The 17786-nt window shown below is 35.1% G+C and carries 20 protein-coding genes; 8 read left to right on the top strand and 12 right to left on the bottom strand.

What is annotated here, in order from left to right; translation table 11 throughout:
- Positions 1-208 precede the first annotated feature (208 nt).
- The 5 genes from DB891_RS13770 to DB891_RS13790 all read right to left on the bottom strand — a co-directional run bounded on the left by DB891_RS13770 (position 209) and on the right by DB891_RS13790 (position 3234).
- Complete coding sequence (locus DB891_RS13770; protein WP_116764162.1) at positions 209-1261, bottom strand: HesA/MoeB/ThiF family protein; 1053 nt, start codon at positions 1259-1261, stop codon at positions 209-211.
- Between the two features lie 70 nt (positions 1262-1331).
- Positions 1332-1574 (bottom strand): MoaD/ThiS family protein, encoded by a 243-nt coding sequence (locus DB891_RS13775; protein WP_189337153.1) that lies wholly within the window; start codon positions 1572-1574, stop codon positions 1332-1334.
- Positions 1571-2140 (bottom strand): molybdenum cofactor guanylyltransferase, encoded by a 570-nt coding sequence (gene mobA / locus DB891_RS13780; protein WP_116764164.1) that lies wholly within the window; start codon positions 2138-2140, stop codon positions 1571-1573. Before mobA ends, DB891_RS13775 begins: the two co-directional genes overlap by 4 nt.
- Before the next feature lie 18 nt (positions 2141-2158).
- The gene (locus DB891_RS13785) at positions 2159-2908 is read right to left on the bottom strand and encodes a sulfite exporter TauE/SafE family protein (RefSeq protein ID WP_116764165.1); all 750 of its coding nucleotides are present in this window, start codon (positions 2906-2908) and stop codon (positions 2159-2161) included.
- Positions 2905-3234, bottom strand: a complete 330-nt coding sequence (locus DB891_RS13790; protein WP_116764166.1) for a winged helix-turn-helix domain-containing protein — start codon at positions 3232-3234, stop codon at positions 2905-2907. The genes DB891_RS13785 and DB891_RS13790 overlap by 4 nt, the downstream gene beginning before the upstream one ends.
- Positions 3235-3557: 323 nt before the next feature.
- Between DB891_RS13790 and DB891_RS13795 the strand changes: the two genes are divergently transcribed.
- The gene (locus DB891_RS13795) at positions 3558-4322 is read left to right on the top strand and encodes a DUF5995 family protein (RefSeq protein ID WP_116764167.1); all 765 of its coding nucleotides are present in this window, start codon (positions 3558-3560) and stop codon (positions 4320-4322) included.
- Positions 4323-4430: 108 nt separating this feature from the next.
- Here the strand turns inward: DB891_RS13795 and glgA are convergent, their stop codons facing one another.
- Entirely contained in the window at positions 4431-5657 is a 1227-nt protein-coding gene (glgA, locus tag DB891_RS13800) for a glycogen synthase (protein WP_116764168.1), read from the bottom strand.
- Positions 5658-5983: 326 nt separating this feature from the next.
- On the opposite strand from glgA, the gene DB891_RS13805 reads away from it, so the two are divergent.
- Together DB891_RS13805 and DB891_RS13810 are read left to right on the top strand one after the other, a co-directional pair.
- On the top strand, positions 5984-7072 hold the full coding sequence (locus DB891_RS13805) for an AI-2E family transporter (protein WP_116764169.1): 1089 nt from the start codon (positions 5984-5986) through the stop codon (positions 7070-7072).
- A gap of 489 nt (positions 7073-7561) precedes the next feature.
- Positions 7562-7885, top strand: coding sequence for a cupin domain-containing protein (locus DB891_RS13810; protein WP_116764170.1), 324 nt, complete (start codon positions 7562-7564; stop codon positions 7883-7885).
- Between the two features lie 71 nt (positions 7886-7956).
- On the opposite strand, the gene DB891_RS13815 is transcribed toward DB891_RS13810, so the two are convergent.
- Positions 7957-8154, bottom strand: coding sequence for a hypothetical protein (locus tag DB891_RS13815; RefSeq protein WP_116764171.1), 198 nt, complete (start codon positions 8152-8154; stop codon positions 7957-7959).
- A 356-nt stretch (positions 8155-8510) separates the two neighbouring features.
- Here DB891_RS13815 and DB891_RS13820 point away from each other — a divergent pair, with 356 nt between their 5' ends.
- Positions 8511-9641: a Rieske 2Fe-2S domain-containing protein gene (locus DB891_RS13820; RefSeq protein WP_116764172.1), complete on the top strand. Its 1131-nt coding sequence runs from the start codon at positions 8511-8513 to the stop codon at positions 9639-9641.
- A 181-nt stretch (positions 9642-9822) separates the two neighbouring features.
- Positions 9823-10401, top strand: coding sequence for a protoglobin domain-containing protein (locus DB891_RS13825; RefSeq protein ID WP_116764173.1), 579 nt, complete (start codon positions 9823-9825; stop codon positions 10399-10401).
- 149 nt (positions 10402-10550) lie between these two features.
- On the opposite strand, the gene DB891_RS13830 is transcribed toward DB891_RS13825, so the two are convergent.
- Positions 10551-11720 (bottom strand): molybdopterin molybdotransferase MoeA, encoded by a 1170-nt coding sequence (locus tag DB891_RS13830; protein WP_116764174.1) that lies wholly within the window; start codon positions 11718-11720, stop codon positions 10551-10553.
- Positions 11721-12011: 291 nt separating this feature from the next.
- Here DB891_RS13830 and DB891_RS13835 point away from each other — a divergent pair, with 291 nt between their 5' ends.
- The 3 genes from DB891_RS13835 (at position 12012) to DB891_RS13845 (ending at position 14464) form a co-directional block, all read left to right on the top strand.
- Positions 12012-12605 (top strand): Crp/Fnr family transcriptional regulator, encoded by a 594-nt coding sequence (locus tag DB891_RS13835; protein ID WP_116764175.1) that lies wholly within the window; start codon positions 12012-12014, stop codon positions 12603-12605.
- Positions 12606-13838, top strand: a complete 1233-nt coding sequence (locus DB891_RS13840; RefSeq protein WP_124019521.1) for a hypothetical protein — start codon at positions 12606-12608, stop codon at positions 13836-13838. It abuts the gene before it with no gap.
- A 65-nt stretch (positions 13839-13903) separates the two neighbouring features.
- A complete protein-coding gene (locus DB891_RS13845; RefSeq protein ID WP_116764177.1) occupies positions 13904-14464 on the top strand; it encodes a fasciclin domain-containing protein in 561 nt (186 codons plus the stop codon).
- Positions 14465-14545: 81 nt separating this feature from the next.
- On the opposite strand, the gene DB891_RS13850 is transcribed toward DB891_RS13845, so the two are convergent.
- The 4 genes from DB891_RS13850 to DB891_RS13865 all read right to left on the bottom strand — a co-directional run bounded on the left by DB891_RS13850 (position 14546) and on the right by DB891_RS13865 (position 17754).
- On the bottom strand, positions 14546-14917 hold the full coding sequence (locus DB891_RS13850) for a group III truncated hemoglobin (RefSeq protein WP_116764178.1): 372 nt from the start codon (positions 14915-14917) through the stop codon (positions 14546-14548).
- A gap of 137 nt (positions 14918-15054) precedes the next feature.
- The gene (locus DB891_RS13855) at positions 15055-15822 is read right to left on the bottom strand and encodes an ABC transporter permease subunit (RefSeq protein WP_116764179.1); all 768 of its coding nucleotides are present in this window, start codon (positions 15820-15822) and stop codon (positions 15055-15057) included.
- Positions 15815-16528 (bottom strand): ABC transporter ATP-binding protein, encoded by a 714-nt coding sequence (locus tag DB891_RS13860; RefSeq protein ID WP_116764180.1) that lies wholly within the window; start codon positions 16526-16528, stop codon positions 15815-15817. Before DB891_RS13860 ends, DB891_RS13855 begins: the two co-directional genes overlap by 8 nt.
- Complete coding sequence (locus DB891_RS13865) at positions 16525-17754, bottom strand: nitrous oxide reductase family maturation protein NosD (RefSeq protein ID WP_116764181.1); 1230 nt, start codon at positions 17752-17754, stop codon at positions 16525-16527. Before DB891_RS13865 ends, DB891_RS13860 begins: the two co-directional genes overlap by 4 nt.
- Between the last annotated feature and the right edge of the window lie 32 nt (positions 17755-17786).

Raw genomic sequence — 17786 nt, forward strand, 5'->3', positions numbered from 1 at the left:
CCACGGATGACACTGATTTTACGGATTCTCGCTGATTCCTTTTTATAATGACTAATTATTAAACCGTATTCTCGATACATTTTATTTTCGCAATGCTTCCAAAAAACACTCGCATTGAGGTTTTAATAATCTGTGTCTATCTGTTTCATCCGTGCAATCTGTGGCCTATTTTTAACGTGTTATTTTTTTATTGACATTGGCATTGTAATTAAATTTGATTTTTCAAAGATTCAATGCCTTTTCCTAAATGAAAAACCCCAACAAATCCTGATTTTTGTAGATAATTCATAGCGGCTAAACTGCGTTGACCTGTTTGACAAAACAAAACTATTTCCTGATTTTTATCCAATTTCTTACTGTAATCTTCTAACATACTCAAAGGAATCCGAATAACATTATTCCCTTTAAACTCTGGTGTTTCTTCCAATTCTCGAACGTCAATAACAACGATTCCTAACTGGTTGCATTTTTCTAAAAACGCTTCCGGGCTTAAATCAACTTCTGTTTTTTTACTGTTTAAAAGCAGAGTTCCATTTATAATTCCTTTTTCAATCATTTTCGGATTTTTGGAAAAATTGATGGTTTGAGTTTGAAAATGCAAAGCATCATAAATCAATAATTTACCCGACAACACCGTGCCAATTCCCAGTACTATCTTGAGCACTTCGGTGGCTTGAAACGTCCCTAAAGTATTAGGCAAAATGCCCAAAACTCCAGATTCCACACAATTTGGAACCGCATTCAATCCTTCTTGCTCCGGAAACAAACAACGGTAACTGGGTCCATTTTTATAATTAAATACCGAAACCTGACCTTCAAATTTATGAATCGAAGCATATACTACCGGAATCCTTTTGGAGACAGCCACATCATTAATCAAATAGCGAACAGCGATAGCATCGGTGCAATCCACAATGATTTGGTATCCTTCAACAATTCGAGCTGCATTTTGAGCAGTAAAAAATTCTGGAAACACCATCATATTAATCTCTGGATTGAGTTCCAAAACGGCTTTCTTCGCTGTTTCGACTTTGCTGTTTCCGCAATCTTTTAAGGTGTATAATAATTGTCTGTGCAAATTGGTTTCATCCACTACATCACCATCTACAATCCCGATGTTTCCAACTCCTGCCGCAACCAAATTTTGCAGAACAGGACAGCCCAAACCACCCGCACCAATTACTAGAACACGAGCATCCTGTAATTTTTGCTGACCTATTTCTCCGATTTCCGGGAGAATCATTTGTCTGGAATATCTCATATTGTTTAAAGTTTAATGGTTTAAAAGTTTAAAGTTAAACGGGTTTGAACCATTAAACTTTAAACAAATTTCACCCTCCCGCAAATGGTGGCAAAAAAGCAATTACATCTTGGTCTTTTATAGTGGCTTGCAGACTACTCATCGCTTGATTGACAGCAATTGTGTAAGTCGTATTTTGCATGCTTTGGTAACTGTTTTCTATTTTCGATTTTAATGCAGAAACTGAAATAGTCTCTTCCACGAAAGTGAATTGCTCCTCTTTCAATTGCGTAATATCGGCGAGTAAACCAAAATATTTTAACGTTATAGTCATTTGATTAAATTTTGATATTCTTCTTGTGTATTTATATTTTGTAATTGATTGCTCCATTTTTCTGGAACTTCAATAGTTTGATGTTTGACATCCTCAATCACTTGTCGTAATTTCAACTGGTTTCCAGCCATGTGTTCCCCAAAAACAATTCGCATCGAGCGGTCGTAAACCCCAATAAGCGGGCTGGTTTTATCTCCGCTTTTCGTTTGTGTAACCATATCTGTTTCGTTATGACTTTCTATCAGCCATTGCAATAATTCAGTCGATACCATTGGCACGTCAATACTTAAAACCAGATTAATTTTAGTTTTAGATGCTGCCAGAGCAGTGTACAATCCACCAACTGGGCCTTTGTTTTCAACAATATCTTCTACTCTGGAAAAACCTAAAACATCATATTCCTTGTTGGCAGACACAATTAAAATATTGGAACCGACAATAGGCTGTAAAGCATCGCAAATGTGTTTGATGAAGGTCTTTCCGTTCAAATGCAATGAACCTTTGTCGGTTCCCATGCGTTGGCTTTTCCCGCCGGCCAATAGTATTGCTGTGATTTTATTTTCCATAATTCTCTTTAATGTTGATTATGCTGTTGCATATAATTTAAAAATGGCAATTCCTATAACAACCGACAAAACGTAACGCAATGCCTTCGAATTGAATTTGACACTTCCATAATACGCTCCAAATAATCCTCCTATAAAAACCAATCCGATTAACATTCCCGAAGATGCCGGCAAACTTCCGCCTTGGGAAACAAAACCAAAAAGTCCCGATATTGAATTCACCAAAATAAACAATGCCGATACGGCTGCTGTTTGCTTCATTGTAGCCCAGCCCATAAGCAATAGAACGGGACTCAAAACAATACCTCCTCCAATACCCAACAAACCCGACAAAAAACCGATTAACGCTCCAAATCCTAATGCCATTGAAACATTTATGGCTTTTAAATTTTCTTTCTCTTTGCCAAAAAAACCTAATAATCGCATTACTGCAAAAACCAATACGGTAGCCAGAATTATTTTATAATAAAAAGCATCTATTTTTAAATAACCGCCAATAAACGAAAACGGAATTGAGGTTAGCGCAAAAGGATAAAAGAGATTGAACTTAAAGTTTTTTTCTCTGTAATAAAAATAAAAAGAAAGCCCCGAAACCAAGATATTCAACACCAAGGCTGTCGGTTTCATGAATGTCATTGGGAAAGCAAAAGCACTCATCAAAGCGAGATAACCACTCGCACCCCCGTGTCCTACACTGGCATATAAAAAGGCTACAATAGGAAACAACAATAATAATAAAGGCATGTCTAATAAATGTTCTACGCTCATAAAGAATATTTTTTAAGTTCCGAATCCAAAAATTTCCAACAAGCAATATTGATTTTTTCGAAAGAGTCAATTAGTAATTTACCATAAGGAGTCAAAACAGTGCCTCCGCCTTTATTGCCTCCCACTTGGGTCGCTATCAAAGGTTTTTTGGAAGCTTTGTTCGAAGCATCAATCAATTTCCAAGCTTTTTGATACGAAATATTCATTTCCTTGGCCGCTTTGTTTAGCGAACCCGTGGATTCAATCAATTTTAACAACTGAATACGTCCTTCGCTAATGAGAATCCCCTCATCGGTTTCAATCCAAATTTTACTTTTAATTTTCATATGGAAACACCTATTGATTTTTTATTGGTCATATGTAATTCACATAACTACTTTTGGTAGTCGCGACCAATTTACGGTCATGCTCATTTCAAAGTCGATTGTTTTCGTTATGCTTTTACAAATATAACGAAATGATTGTTTCCCGAAAATAAAAAAACACCCAAGCCGTACATTTTTTGTTATAAAAAAAACGGCTACTAGTACACTTGCTAACTTTAATTATTAAAAACAACAAAACAGCAAGATAATTACTTCAAAATAATTCACTTAAAAAATAAAAACAATTATATTCGCTCTCCCTATTTAACCATAACCAACTTTAAATGAATACAAAACAAGCCACTACCATAGACGAAGTCATTCAGTTTTTGGATGATATAATAGAAACATCAAAACAAGAGCAAAGTGCCATCGGTTTATTTACCACATTATACCGTGAAGTAACCCTGAAAATAAAAGAAGGCATCGATAATGGTTTGTTTCAGGATGGTCCACGAATGGAGAAACTGGATGTTATTTTTGCCAATCGGTATTTAAACGCCTATTACCAATACCAGGCAAATGAAAAACCATCTGAGTGTTGGGAATTTTCGTTTCAAAAAGCTGAAACCTATTGGCCTATCGTTGTGCAACATTTGTTACTCGGAATCAATGCCCATGTAAACTTAGATCTAGGAATTGCCTCTGCCCAAGTTAGTACTGTAGAGAACATCGGATCCTTAAAATCCGATTTCGATCAAATCAACGCTATTCTTAGTAATCTGGTAGGAAGTGTCGAAAAAGCCTTAACGGTAATTTGGCCAACGATGACGATTATACTAAAATTATCCGGTAAGATCGATAATTTCTTTATTGACTTTAGCATGAAAACCGCAAGGGATGGAGCATGGAAATTTGCCAACGAATTCGTGGCACTTCCAGAAAATCAAAGAGAGGCGATCATTCAAGAAAGAGATGTCAAAATCACCCAAATAGCCCGATTAATTTCAAATCCCGGATATTTGGTTAGTGGTGTTTTTAAATTCATTCGATTATTTGAAAAAGGAACCGTTTCGCAAAAAATAATCGATTTAGGGAAAATTGAGTAAAAAATTTAACCGCAAAGCTCGCAAAGTAGGCACAAAATTCACAAAGTATTGGCAAAGCTTTGTGAACTTTGCGATTTTTCTTTGTGAACTTTGTGGTTAGACATTTACTTAAGCGCGTTCCTTTACAAACCCATCAATGACTTCCTGATAATAATTAAAGGTGATTTTGGCAATCGATTCCCAGCTAAATTGTTTCAAAACCCGAACCCTACCCGCTTTTCCCATAGCTGTTGCCAGCTCTTCATTATCCAACAGTACATTCACTTTAGCCGCAAAGGTTTTCTGGAAACCCGCTGGATCTATTGGATTAAAATTGGTTCTCGAAACACTTTCCAGCGGAATCAAATAGCCTGTTTCTCCCTCTACCAGTATCTCCGGAATTCCACCCACATGACTGCCTACAACTGGTGTTTCGCAAGCCATCGCTTCTAGATTGATGATCCCGAAAGGTTCGTACAAAGAAGGACAGGCAAAAACTCGGGCATGGCTGTACAACACTTTGACTTTCTCGCGGGGCAGCATTTCCGAAATTAAAATTACCCCTTTTCGTTTCGATTTGAGCTGATCGATCAATGTTGCCGTTTCAATAGCAATTTCTTCGGTATCGGGAGCGCCGGCACAAAGCACTATCTGGCAATCTTCATTAAAATATTGAGCCGCTTCTATCAATTGCGAAATTCCCTTTTGGCGGGTAATTCGACCTACAAAAAGCACAAACGGAATATTCGGGTCAATACCGTATTCCTTTAACAAATCCGTATCAAAAGTAGGTTTATAAAATTCAGGATCGATTCCGTTATGAATTACGGTTACCTTTTTCGGATCTACGCCATAGGCCTCAATCACGTCGGTTTTCATTTGCTCGCTTACGGCTATGACACCATCGGCTGTTTTATAGGCATTGGCTTCAATCCATCTGGACATAAAATAACCGTTCCCCAATTGTTCGACTTTCCAAGGACGATGCGTTTCCAGACTGTGCGTGGTCAAGATCAACGGCACCTGCAACAATTCTCTGCTAAAAACACCTGCCAAATGTGTATACCAAGTATGGCAATGAATGATGTCGGCAGTTGGAGTTGCTTGAGCCATTTCGACATTTCGGCTTAAATTATGAAACATCTTAATGTGCTCATTTTCGGGATCAACTCCTTTTGTCAAGCAAGAATCAATTCCTTCCACGTGCATGGTTTCCTTGTTTTCTTTTTGATCTCCAAAACATCGAACTTCAACTTGGCCCAATTTGGCCAATTCATGACTTAAAAAATCAATATGAACTCCTGCTCCGCCATAAATATTTGGTGGAAATTCATTAGAATAAAGCGCTATCTTCATTTAGTTATTTTATAATTAATAGTATTTGATACAACTGAAGCACACCGATTAAAATCTTGAACAACATAAAGCATCAATTTAGTAAAAATACAAAACCTCAATTTAACTCGTCTTGAAACAAACCATTATTTTTAAACATTTTAGCACAAAAAAATCGCTTTTGTCTGCACAAAATTTATTAGGCGACTTATATGTTTTTAATTAAGACTACAAAAATCTTAAACTTATCACAAAATACATCATTATTTAATATCGATAATTACTACAATTTAACTAGATTAGCTTAATAATATTTTTGCTTTTTTATTCATCTAAAAAAATTAAAAATGGACCAAAATAACTCAAATTTCTACGGTTACAATTTCGAAAAAATAGCAGATACCATCATCCGACTCGGAGTCCTGTTTTTGTTAATCGGTTGGTGTTATGACATCTTGAAACCCTTTGTTTTAATCCTGATTTGGGCGATTGTTATTGCCATAGCTTTCAGTCCAGTCTACGAATCGGTTGTGAAATTATTTAGAGGCAAAAAGATTTTGGCCACTGTTTTTTTAGCCTTAGTATTACTCAGCATTTTAGTTGTTCCCAGCGTACTCGTATCCAAATCTTTGTACGAAGAGATCAATAATTTAAACATCTCTTACCGAGCAGGAGAACACTTGATTCCGCCACCGGGAGAAAGTACCAAAGACTGGCCTACTGTAATAAAACCCATCTTGGATATATGGAAAAGTGCCTCCGAAGACGTTTCCAATGTCGTATTCAAATATTCCGACCAACTAAAAGTCGTTGGAGAATGGTTATTGCTCACCTTAGCCGGGATTGGAAAAGGTATCCTGCAATTTATCGCCTCTATCATAATTGCCATGGGGTTATTATTGTATTCTGAATCACTAACTGCCGTTTCCAAAAACATATTCACCAAATTAATAGGCAAAAACGGCGAACACTACGCTATGATTACCGTAGCTACGATTCGCAATGTCGTAAAAGGATTTTTGGGAGTAGCGTTAATTCAATCCTTAATGGTGGGTGCCGGATTCTTTATGGCAGGAGTTCCCTTTGCCGGTATTTTTACCATTATTTGTCTTATCCTCGCCACCATACAAGTAGGGGTTGGTCTCATTGCCATTCCTGTGGTGATTTATATGTTTTCGGTCACCGATACCACTACTGCCACCATTTTAGCCATTTGGATAGGCATCACCATGATTTCAGACAATATCTTAAAACCCATCTTTTTAGGAAGAGGCAATCCTCCTGCCCCAATGCTTGTAATCTTTCTTGGAGCCATCGGAGGTTTTCTCTACAACGGCTTCATCGGATTATTCCTTGGCGCAGTTATCCTAACCTTAGGATATAAATTTTTCCTTTCTTGGATAGAAATAATAGAAGACGAAAAAATAGAAGAATAGTTTTTTTCATAAGTCTATTTGCAAAATACCCACCACTGACCATACGAGAATTTGCCGAATTAAGTAAAACATCAAAACTGGACAGTGAACACTTATTTGAAAAACTTACGAAACAAACCAAACTCCACAAAAACAATCACTAAAAATGGAGTCCTTTACGCAATCAAAAACACCACATTGCAACAGTTAGCTAACTAGAATGAACCTCTTAAAAATACATTTGAGAGGTTTTCTTTAGCTTAAAAAAATGCAACAAAAATACTTTCAGCTTATCTCTTTTTTCAAAACACCATTACACTTACGCAATTTGCAAATTACAGTCTAAGAAACAATACCTTATTCTATACCATAAATGGTGCAGAGTTTATAGTAAAAATCCAGGCATTGAAAGAATAAATTTAAAATAATTATCCCCAAATCAAATACGTTTGTTTACTTTTATGGAAGCAAAAAACATCAATAATTAGTTAAAAATTACAATATAAAAAAATGGAAAACAATATAAAACCTGATTTACTAAATTGGGAAACCACTAAAATAAAAGGATTTTCATCAAAACAACTTATTGAAATGAAAAATGGGGGCTTGAAGCTTATAAAGGTCGAACCAAATTCGTCCTATCCTCTTCACAACCACCCAGATAAAACTGAGTATATTTATGTTTTGAAAGGTTTACCGGAAATAAGTATTGGAGAGGATGACTTTACAGGAAAAGAAGGAGAATTTTATATATTGAATGAATCAGTTAGACATAGTATAAAAAATAACGACAGCAAAGATTGCATTCTGTTAATTGGCTCTATTCAAAGTTAATACATCCTAATATTTGATACCATTCATGTGACACGAAAAGTATTTAACTAGTTCATAAAAAAGATACGTATTCACAACAAATACACTTTAACCTTTTCTTCTTTTTTCAATTCATAATGCCCGTGGGGTACATTAATCAATCCGTTGGCAATAGAGAAAGAGTTGAGCATCGACGAATTTTGATGCGTCAAAATTTGCACTTCTCCATTACTGATATTCACTTTCAAAAACTGACAACGGGTAATTTTTACCGCAGAATCATCTACCAATTGGTCGGCGGTACTATAGGCGTCCTTCGACTTCGTTCTGCTTTATGGTAGTTTTACATTGCAAAAATTAAAATCGCCATTCGCTCTTGATTTTTATTTTATGCTTGATTTTTCAATTTAAAACACAATTTCCATTACCTATAAATGGGGATTTTAGGCAAACTTTAAGGATTTTTTGTATCTTTGAACTCACTGATTAACAGAAAGTTGTGTCGTATATTTTTTAAAATACCCCAAAACATCGAATATCAAAGCTCCATTAATATATTGTATTTCATAAATCAGCTGGTTAGTATTCCCTACTTCCATTTTGATTTAAAGCAACCCAAAAACATAAAACGATTAATACTTTAAACATGGATTACATTAAGGTTTGTACCAAAGATGAGTTGCCTAACAATTCACAAAAAGTAGTTAATTTAGATACTAAAAAAATAGCCCTTTTTCATTATAATGAAAAAATTTCGGCCATTGCTAACGCCTGCCTACACAAAGCAGGGCCATTGGGTTTAGGCGTGGTAAGAGCCAAATATGACGGTATGTATGTAACCTGTCCTTGGCACGGATGGGAATATAATATTGAAACAGGTGGCGCGCCTCCAGGTTATTTAGATCAACAAGCATTGTACGAAGTAAAGATCGAAGGTGAATTTATATTGATAAGCAAAGAACCCATAGTGAATGCGCACAAAGCACACCATGACAATCCTTTACTGGAAGATTTAATGAAACTAAAATACCAAACTTCGGAAAACAGTCTAAATGTTTTAGGCATTAGTACAACCAACATGTCAGCCAATTTACCACGTTTTTCAACTTCTGAAGATGCATTAGAGAAATCTTTGACTTACGCACAAGAGAAATATGGTGCTGCCATCAAAATGGTGAAACTTCGAGAGCTGGAATTTCGCAATTGTGAGGGATATTATTCGCAACATAGCCATGCTTGTACTTGGCCTTGTAGCATTACCCAAATGAATCCCCATGATGGAATGACCGAAGTTTATGAAAGTATGATTCTATGGGCTGATATTGTAATTGTAGCTACACCTATACGATGGGGAAATGCATCTGCATTGTATTATAAAATGGCAGAACGATTAAACTGTGTGCAAAATCAAATTACAATAAGCAATAGAATTTTAGTAAAAAACAAACTGGCCTCTTTTATTATAACAGGCGGACAAGATAACATTCAGCAAGTGGCAGGACAAATGATGTATTTCTTTACCGACCTTGGATTTACTTTTCCACCATTTAGTTTTTTGGGATGGAGCCGTGGCTGGACAGCCGAAGACATGGATAAAAATGTAATGCAATTTAAAAAAAGCCAATACATAAAACGCACCACAATGGAAATTGTAGATAATTGTGTGGAACTCTTGAAACAAATAAAAAATGTAAATAGCGCTAATATTAATGCTCCTTTACCTAAACCTTCCGATTCATTAAGTTCTGAAATTGAGAATAAGGATATGAACCTATAGAACATTCGTCCATTGATTGATTCCGAGATGTATCCCTAAGTCCAACATCATGTCTTCGCGAGCTATTCTGTCTTAACTACTGATTATCAGCAAATAAAAGCGAAATTTTTCTCTATAAAAGTTATTTTATTAGAATTCCTTACTAACTTTATAACATCATTCACCAATTAAATTCAAAAAAATGGAAGAACCAATTAAGGGTTACACCTACGGGCAAGTAGGGCAATCACCTGTAAGCATTGCCGATTTAGACCTTCTTAAAAAAACGGTACTGTTTACGGAAGAAGATGAAAAATATTTGCGTCTTGCAGGCGAAGTATTGAAAGATCAAACAAATGAGGTTCTTGACCTTTGGTATGGTTTTGTTGGTGGTAACGAACATTTGGTTCATTATTTTTCCAAAAACGGTCAGCCTAATATGGATTATCTCACAGCTGTTAGAGTAAGGTTCGGACAATGGATTATGGACTTATGCAATAAGCCTTATGACCAAACTTGGCTGAACTATCAACACGAAATTGCTTTGAGACATCACAGCACTAAGAAAAACAAAACGGACGATGTTGACACTGTTCCTATTGTCAACTATCGCTATATGACAGCATTTATTTTTCCAATTACCGCAACGATCAAAGGATTTTTGACTAAAAAGGGACATGATGCCGAAACAGTGGAAGCTATGCACTCGGCTTGGTTCAAAGCTGTAACGCTTACCATAATTCTTTGGACTTACCCTTACATCAACAAAAATGAATTCTAATTTAAAGCTTATCTTAAAAAAAAGGAATAGTCTGATTTTATTTTTTTTTCAGCTGAAGACTCTGGCTATTCTTTTTTTTTACAAAATATAAGGAGGAAATGCTGCCCGTGTCCATTCCAATTGTCAAGAACAAATAAACCCATCATTCCCTATAACAAATACACCTCCACTTTGTCGCCTTTCTTCAATTCATAATTTCCATCGGGCAAATAAATCAATCCGTTGGAAACCGAAAAAGAATTCAGCATCGAAGAAGCCTGATGTGGTAAAACACTGACTTCATCAGCAACAACATTTGCTTTCAAAAACTGGCAACGGGTGTTTTTTACGACATAATCATCCGCCAGCGATACTAATACCGCTTGATTATAATTAGCCTTTGCTCCAGACAAGATCGCCAATGTAGGCAAAACATACACATAAAAACAAGTCAGGCAAGCTGCTGGATTCCCAGGCAACGCAAAAACCATTTTATCCTGTAACTTCCCTGCAAATAACGGTTTTCCCGGTTTTTGGTTTACTTTATAAAATAAGGTTTCGACTTCGAGTTCATGCAAAGCACGCGCCACAAAATCATAATCGCCAACAGAGATTCCTCCAGACACCAAAACCACATTATTGGCAGTTAAAGCTTCCTTCAATTTATTTTTAGTATTATCAAAATCATCATTGACTTCATATAGCCTAACGGCATCATAATAGGCATCAATTAATGCTGATTGCAACATAATCCCATTACTTTCGTACACTTTGCCGTATTCTAGAGGCATTCCGGGTTTGGATAGCTCATTTCCTGTAACCACAATTCCGATCTTTGGCTTTTTATAAACCATAACTTCTGTAAAACCAAGTCCCGCCAAAAAACCAATAGCGGCGGCGTTCAACAAAGTTCCTTTTTCGAGTGCCAAATCCCCTGCCGAAATTTGTTCGCCAATGGGTCTAACGTTGGTTTCAGGCAGTACCAATTCATCCAACAATAATTGCGTTCCGTTTGCAGCTACTTTCTCAATTTGAATTACTGCTTGAGCCGAATCCGGTACGGCAGCTCCCGTAAAAATCTTGACGGCCTGGCCCGGAAGCAATTCGACTAAGCGCGAATCCCCCGCTTTTATTTCGCCTACAATTTCATAGGTCAATCCATCATGCAAGCACAAAGCATAACCATCCATCGCCGATTGCCGAAAAGGCGGCATATTGATGGGCGAAAAAAGTGATTGCGCTAAAATATGTTTTCTGGCTTGAGAAAGAGGACATTCTACTTCTTGCAAAGCGGGCAAGTTATTTTGTAATATCGAAAAGGCTTCTTGAACGGAAATCATGGGTTAATTTTTAATGGTATTCAAAAATACAATTTCTTTCGCCATTCTCCACTACAGAATTAAAACTTCAATTTATCAAAAAAAATATGAAAGCCCAATAAAATTGAATACTATATCTGTATTTAAAAAAACGCTAAGTAATTAATAACAAGCAATATCTGATTATTTAAAACACAAAAAAATCGTAACATGATAAAAATCATATAATTATATTATGTATATTTATATTTTTATCGCTAAATAATTTTGCTTTTATATAAATCAAAAGACACTTATTAAACCTTGAATCTTATGCAAATAGACTTAGATTTACTATTTACTTGGGGAGCAGTTGCGAAAAAATACAAAAAAAACGAAGTGATTTTTGAGGAAGAAGAAACGGCTAATTTCTATTATCAAATAATTGAGGGTAGTGTCCGAATGTTTAATCTAAATCTTGAAGGAAAAGAATTCACCCAAGGGCTTTTTAGCAAAGGAGATGGATTTGGTGAACCGCCATTATTCATAGATGAAACCTACCCATCAAAAGCCGTTACGACTCAAGACAGTACCATTATAAAATTATCTAAGGACAAGTTTTTGAAAATTATTGATGAGTATCCCTCCGTTCAAAAATCATTTTTATTTTTGCTTGCCCAAAAAGTATATACCAAATCTAAATCCTCCAACGAAATAATCAACCATAAACCTGAGCACAGAATTATTGCTTTTTTAAATTCATACAAGAAAAATGCCGAAAACAAAGATGCAAAGCTAATAATTCCATATACCCGTCAAGAAATTGCCAACCATACCGGTCTGAGAGTTGAAACGGTTATTCGTGTTTTATGTAAAATGAACACTTGCAACAAAGTAGAGATCATTAATCATAAAATATATTATTAAATGAACTTAAATGTCAAATTCTGGCTTAAAATCTCCTTGTTAAACCTTTGTATTGTTGCCTTTCTTGGTGTTTTAATGCGATATAAAATAGGCTTTGATTTCCCTTATTTAGACCAAAAAAACCTCCAACATTCCCATTACAATTTTGCCTTTTCGGGCTGGATAGGTCATACTTTAATAACCTTGATGGTTCATTATCTTCAAACTAAAATAACTTCTTTCAATGGCAATAAATACAGATCAATAATCATTGCCAATCTAATTTGTTCTTACGGACTGCTAATTAGTTACATTATACCCAGATTCGATTTATTGTCTATTATTTTTTCTACACTCTCCATTTTTGTAAGTTATATTTTTTGTTATCAATTTATAAAAGACCTAAAACAACTGGACAATGATTATTTGGCAAAAAAATGGTTTAAAGCGGCGTTACTTTTCAATGTTTTATCCTCTTTGGGAAGCTTTTATTTGGTTTACATGATGATCAGTAAAAATATCGTTCAGGATATATATCTTTCCTCTGTATACTTTTACCTTCATTTTCAATATAACGGCTGGTTTTTCTTTGCTTGCATGGGTTTATTTTACGGTTTTTTAAATCTAAAAAAATCCGACCACCCTTTTTTCGAAACCTTTTTCTCTTTATTTACGATTACCTGTATCCCCGCTTACTTTTTATCTACATTGTGGTTAGATCTGCCGTTATGGCTTTACAGCATCACAACACTCGCGGCATTTATACAGCTAATTATATGGTTTAAATTCCTTGGTGTTTTGACAAAAACAAGAACGGGTTTCCTAGAAAACTATACGGTATCACTACGTTATATTTTAGTTTTTGTTGGTCTTGCTTTAAGTGTAAAATTAGCGTTGCAATTAGGATCAACACTACCAACTGTCAGCCAGCTGGCATTTGGGTTCAGACCAATTGTAATTGCCTATCTGCATTTGGTTTTATTGGCTGTAATTTCATTGTTTTTACTGTTTTATATCTATGCCAGCCATTTGATTTTAATCACAAAAAAAATAAAATTTGGCTTGATCTTATTTTCAATCGGCGTTTTACTAAATGAAATAATTTTAGCCGTTCAGGGAATCGCTTCTTTTAGCTACACTCCAATACCCTATGTAAACGAACTGTTATTTATTACGGCTTTGATTCTTTTTTCGGGCATAGGAATCACTACTTATTATTCATTAAAAAAAGTCAAAAACAGTCAGGTTTTATGATTTCACTCATAAAATAAACGCTAGATATTTTGGTTATTTGTTCTATAAACCAAAGTCTTATAATTATGAAAAAATCGATTCAATTATTATTGGCTGTTAGTTTTGTGACCTTCTTAAGTTGCAAGCAAAACAGTGAAGCCAACGCCGAAACAGCAAAAACAACAGAAGCTACAGAAACAACTGGAACTGGACAATCTGGAGTAAAAGATGAAACTTCGTCCCCAAATATTGTACAGGTCGCATCAGGAAGTAAGGATCACACCACACTTGTAGTGGCCGTAAAAGCTGCCGGATTGGTAGATGCATTAAGCAATGCAGGTCCATTTACAGTATTTGCACCAACAAATGCCGCTTTTGATAAGTTACCTGCAGGAACAGTAGATGGCTTGCTAAAACCTGAGAAAAAAGGAGATTTAGAAAACATATTGGGATACCATACCTATGTAGGAACTTTGAAAATAGAGTATATGCAAGACGGTCAAGAATTTGATATGGTTTTTGGTGGTAAAGTAAAAATTACCAAAAAAGGGGATAAAACCTATGTAAACGGTTCCGAAATTGTAGCTTCAATACCAACTTCAAATGGAATTATCCATGTTATTGGAGATGTCTTATTGCCTAAATAAAATATTATTAATTCACTAAATTGAAAAAAGCGGTAGTTGTAACAACTACCGCTTTTTTTTACAAATCTTTTTTACAAGCAACTACTCTAATGCTTTAGTCATCATAACTGCAGCAATATTCTTTGCCCTTTGCTTGATTTCAGTAGCTCTTTCACCTGCAAACAACTCATCAACAGTATCATTAAATAGTGTATTCCAGTGTAGAAAATGAGTGGGGTTTAATTTGCTTTTTTTATTTAATTCTTTGTGTTTAAGCATCGGATTTCCATCAAAATTTCCAGTAGAAAACAAAATGTTTTCCCAGAAATTATACATTATAGGCAAATGTTTTCCCCAATCTACTCTGGCAACTTCTGTAAAGAAATAACCAATTTCGGCATCTGTTTTTATTTTATCATAAAATACATTGACTAACTTTTCTATATCGGCTCTATTTTTGATATCTGGTTTCATATTAGATAATATTTAAATTTTGGAGATATAGTATCGCCAGATCTTTATTAGTGTTTGCAACAAACAGGGTTAAGGCGATTTCATCCATATAAAATTATCATTAAATACTAACTCCTTTTAATATTAGAAATAAAAGTCTAAAGATCTTTATATTTAAATTTTCTTAAAGAAATAAAAAACGGAATAACGACCCACAAACACAACAATGAAAAAGACAGTATCAGCCCCAAAGTTGTGCCAAAAAAATCTTTAAAAATAGCCCCAGTATACCCCATCATTGCAGATTGATCCAAGTGTAACAAAATTTGTATTCTCGCTAAATCTATTGGACTAAATGCGGTAATCAAAACCATTGCTTTTTCTATAGGATAATCCGAAAGTTGAAACAGTAAAAACAAAACTATTCCGTCAAAAAGCAAGGCAAAATACAGCCAGGTCATGATAACAATACCTATTCCTTTTGCTTTATCCCTAGTGAGAATTGAACACAAAAAAGCCAGTGCAACGAAAACAACCGAAATCAAGCATCCCACAATAAGCATCATTATTCCAATACTATCGGCTGCATAGATCAAAAGCGGTATTCCGGCTCCGATAATAAAAGCTAGAACCATAGAAAGTGACAAACCAAAAAACAAGCTCAACCAAATCTTTTTTCGTTTGATGGGCTGACTCAATAACAGCTCGATAAACTCCGAACTATTATACAAATATATCGTGGCAAAAAGAATCGAAACCAAAGGCACCGTAAACAAAATAACGTTTAAAATAGTAAGTAATCCCTTGGCGGAATTATCTTCTAAACCAAAGGAACTCCAGGAGAGCAGCCCCAATATTAATGTATACCCAATGATAATTTTATTCTTAAGAATGTCCAACAGAATAATTTTAATGATTCTATTCATTTTTTTTCTCTTTTAATATTTTAGCAATTGCTTTAGATATTTTTTGTTCGTTTGTAGAAAGTAATAAATCGTCAATTGTTTTATGAAAATGCACTTTCCCTTCTTGCATAAAAATAATTTGCGTAATCATGTCGTCCAACTCGCTTAATAAATGTGACGTAATCAAAATTAATTTCCCCTTCTCCCTTTCTTTGATTATTTTTTCTTTTAATATCTCGGAGGCCAATGGATCTAAACCAGCTGTAGGCTCATCAAGAATCAACACATCCGGGTTGAACAAGAAAGCCAATGTGGCACTTACCTTTTGGGTGGTTCCTCCCGAAAGGGTTCGCATGGGCTTATCGAATATTTTTTCCAGTTCAAAACTCTTAATCAAATCTTCGTCCAATTCCTGGTTTGAATTCCTGATTTTCTTCATCATTTCGATAATTTGACCAATGGTCATATAATCTGGGTAGCGCCCCATTTGTGGCATGTAGCCAATGTTTTCGCGGTATCTATATTTTCCTAAAACAGACTTTTGATCAAATAAAACGTCTCCTTTGGTCGGGATAACCATCCCCAAAACACTTTTTATCAAGGTTGTTTTCCCACAACCGTTTGGGCCAATGAGTGCAATACATTCGCCGCTATTGAAAGTTAGGTTGACATCATTTAAAACTTCTAACTTTCCAAATTTTTTACTAATATTTTTTATTTCAATCATAAAGACAAAGAATGCATTAATGGGGTTTTATCCACAAAATTATCGGGAGTAATACTGGGTAATATTTTTTCTGATTTATCCAAAAGCGTAATCATGAAACTTCTAAAAAGCAACATCGCAGAGGGATTATTTTCCGTAAGAACGGCAAATAAACTCAACGGATGATAGTGAACATCTCCCACCCCGTTTTTATCTAAATCATAACCCTCATATTTATCCCAATAATTACTATTGAAGGTATTGAGGACTAAACTCCCGTTGGTACTAATATCAAAAGTATTTCCAACAAAATTATTGTTCTTGATTTCATTATCCATACAGCTGGCCTGAATTTTCATCCCCCAGCCGTTGGCTTCAAAAATATTTTTTTCAATAAGAATCCTACTCGTTCCTTCCATGTGAATTCCCGATGTGTTTTTCTTAAATTTATTGCCAATGATATAGCTGTCCGAGATTTCTTTTAGCAATAATCCATAAGCGGCATCACCCCAATTTTCCTCAAAATAATTATTAAACATTTTCACTCGTCTGGTAAACATAACCGCTACTCCAGCTCCATTGTTTTTAAAAACATTAGAAATGTAAGCATCATCATTAGAAAACATAAAATGTAAACCGTAACGGATATTTTTAGACGAAAAATTTCTCCAGATTATAGAATTGGTGACAAACTCAAAATAAATTCCGTCACGATGTCCCGAAACTGTATTGGCAATAACTTGAAGACTGTCGCTTTTCCAACAATGAATCCCATTACCAATGCGTTGCTCTTCTTTTCCGTAAGCCTTGATTTTATTGTTTTTTACAATGCAGTTTGTTCCGTTCTGAATATAAATCCCAAAGAAATTGTCATTCAGGATATTATTCTGAATGGTAACATGACTTTTATTATAGACTTTTATTCCGCAGGGATCTTCGAGTGTTCCATAACCCGAATTTATTATTTTGAAACCATCAACGATTACGCCATCCGATTTTACAGAAAGGACTTCGTATTTCTTTTGGCCATCTAATACTGGAAAGTCTTTTCCCAAGAAAACAATCTTTTTATTGATAACAATATTTCCTTCTTTATACAATCCTTTATGGACCAAAACTGTGTCTCCAACTTTGGCTAAAGCAATGGCTTTTTTTATCGATTTTATGGGTTTATTTACTCCAACTTCAATTACATTGGCTTGGAGAAATGAGGAAAAGAGAAGAATTAAATAGAAGAGATTTTTCATGTATTGATTGAAAAATTATATTTGTTAAATGA

The organism is Flavobacterium laiguense, from assembly GCF_003097655.1.
GTDB classification, from domain to species: Bacteria; Bacteroidota; Bacteroidia; order Flavobacteriales; family Flavobacteriaceae; genus Flavobacterium; species Flavobacterium laiguense.